2 protein-coding genes are annotated in these 2602 nt (G+C 65.6%); both read right to left on the bottom strand.

Features of this window, described 5'->3' with window-relative positions:
• Nucleotides 1–125: 125 nt before the first annotated feature.
• Nucleotides 126–968: an IS21-like element helper ATPase IstB gene (gene istB / locus AC1DIO_RS35130; RefSeq protein ID WP_476854930.1), complete on the bottom strand. Its 843-nt coding sequence runs from the start codon at nt 966–968 to the stop codon at nt 126–128.
• Nucleotides 969–988: 20 nt separating this feature from the next.
• Nucleotides 989–2491, bottom strand: coding sequence for an IS21 family transposase (gene istA / locus AC1DIO_RS35125; RefSeq protein ID WP_476854929.1), 1503 nt, complete (start codon nt 2489–2491; stop codon nt 989–991).
• Nucleotides 2492–2602: the final 111 nt, after the last annotated feature.

Raw genomic sequence — 2602 nt, 5'->3', positions numbered from 1 at the left:
ATGTCAACGGCGGCCGGATTCCAGGCCACTTGGGCGGAGCAAAACCAGGCCAGCGCTGGCGATGTGAGACGATAAGCCAAGGGCCCCGATCGGGGCCCTTGGCTTATCGTCGCTTTCGTTTCTGATCAGCTCTCCATGATCTCGCCGGTGTCGGGATCGACGTGTTCGGCCGTGGCCTGGTTTTGCTCCGCCGCGGCGTTGGCGCGCCGGCGGCCGGCGGATTGTTTCAGCCGATAGCTGTCGCCGTTCATGGCCAGGATGCTGACGTGGTGGGTGAGCCGGTCGAGCAGCGCGCCGGTGAGACGCTCCGATCCCAGAACCGAGGTCCAGTCCTCGAAGGGCAGGTTCGAGGTGACGATGGTCGAGCCGCGCTCGTAGCGCTGCGAGAAGGTCTCGAACAAGAGCTCGGCGCCGGTCGGCGAGAGCGGCACGTAGCCAAGTTCGTCGACGATGAGCAGCTTCACCGCCTGCAACTCGCGCTGCAGCTTGAGCAGGCGCTTCTCGTCGCGGGCTTCCAGGAGTTGATTGACCAGAGAAGCCGCGGTTGTGAAGCTGACGGAGAAGCCCTTCTGGCAAGCCGCCAGGCCAAGTGCCAGCGCGACATGGGTCTTGCCGGTGCCGCTATTGCCGAGCGCGATGATGTTYTCGCGGCGCAGGAGATAGCCACAGCGTGCCAGTTCCAGGACGAGCATTTTGTTGAGGCCGGGGATGGCGGTGAAGTCGAAAGTGTCGAAGCTCTTCACGGCCGGGAACCGCGCCGCCCGGATCCGGCGCTCGACCGTGCGGCGTTCGCGGTCGATCAGTTCGAGCTCGATCAGGCGCAGCAGATAGCGGGCATGATCGACGCCATYACGCGCGCATTCACGGGCGACCTTGTCGTACTCGCGCAGCACTGTCGGTAGCTTCAGCTGCTTGAGGTGATGGGCCAGCAGGACTTGCGGCGTGCCGCTGGTCGTTCCCGTCGGCATCGCGTGGCTGGTGTTGCCGGTCATGCCGCTTCCTCCGGCAGGAGCACGGCATAGTCGGCGGCCGAGGTCGTCCTGACCATCGTCCTGGGCAGGTGAGGATAGGCAGACAGATCGAGACGGGCCGGCCTGCGCTCGATCTGAGCCAGCGCGATCAGCTTGACCGCGTCGAAGCCGATGGCGCCGAGCCGGATCGCCTCGGTCACCGCGAAGGTCACGACCTCGAGCGACATCGCCTCCAGCAGCCGCAGGACCTGGATGAACTCGCGCTTGCCGCGATTGCCCATGCGAGCTTCCAGCAGATGGCGCAGGTGCTGGAAGACCTCGGGCAGATCCCATCCCTGCAACGCCGCCGCCTGGTCGAGCGCATTGGGCTTGGTCTCGATCAGCGCGAGATAATGCAACGGGTTGGAGACGAAGGCGCCTTCGCCATAGCAGCGCGGGTGACGGGCAATCTCGGCTCCGCCGCACAGGATCACGACCGCGTCGACGAAGCCCTTCACCACGACGTCCTGGAAGCCGTAGCGGGTCGGCACGGAGTAGTCGTTGGAACGGTAGCGAACGAGTGAGGTCGACGAGACCCGCGCGCTGCGCTTCTCGCACGGTTCCAGCGGCACGGCCGGCAAGGGACGCAACGCCGCCAGATCGGCGATGAGCCGGTTCCCGATCGTCCCGGCATGCCGTCCGGCCCGCTCGCCCTGCCGGGCACGGCAGCGTTCCGCCAGGCCGGCGTTCAACGCCTCGAAGCTGGCTGCCACCGGGATCGGTGTCATGAAGTTCGAGCGGGCGAACTTCACCAGGCCCTCGACCTTACCCTTGTCGTTGCCCTTGCCCGGGCGGCCGAAGCGATCCCGGAACAGGTAATGGCTCACCAACTCGGTGAAGGCACGCGTGCGCTCGCGCCGGCCGTCGCCGCAGATCTTCGCCACCGCGATGCGCGTGTTGTCGTACAGGATCGACAGCGGCACCCCGTCGTCGAAGAAGCCGAAGGCCGAGACATGCCCGTCCAGGAACGCTTCCGTCGTCTCCCGCGGATAGGCCTTCACGAAGCAGGCGTCCGACTGCGGCAGGTCCATGCAGAAGAAATGGATCTTCTGGCGAACCCCGCCGATCACCCCGATCGCTTCGCCAAAATCCACCTGGGCGTGACCCGGTGGATGCGCCAACGGCACGAAGGTCTCGCGCCCACGGGCTCGGCCGATCCGCACGTAGTCCTTCACCACCGTGTAGCCGCCGGCAAAGCCATGCTCGTCGCGCAGGCGCTCGAAGATCCGCTTGGCCGTATGACGCTGCTTCACCGGCGCACTCCGGTCCGCGTCCAGGATCGCATCGATCACAGGCAACAGCGGACCAAGCTTCGGCTTCTCCGCCGGCTTCGTGCGCGTGTACCCCGGCGGCAGCGAGAACCGGCACATCTTCGCGATCGTCTCGCGGCTCAGACCAAAAACACGCGCCGCCTCACGGCGGCTCTTCCCCTGATTGAAAACAAAATCACGAACCGCCGCGTAGACCTCCACCGCGAACATCCCCGCCAACCCCAAAAGGGATCAGCCTATCCAACTGGTTGGCTTTTACGCCGCCCGCGCCACCACAAGCGAGGGCGCTTCATTGGATGGTTTTGTCACCGCCCTGCACAC

The organism is Allobosea sp. 05T439 (assembly GCF_056396005.1).
This window is presented reverse-complemented; position numbering and strand designations above follow the sequence as displayed.

Excerpts from the sequence above, each read along its gene's own strand:
- istA (WP_476854929.1), bottom strand. The coding sequence starts at position 2,491 with ATGTTCGCGGTGGAGGTCTACGCGGCGGTTCGTGATTTTGTTTTCAAT.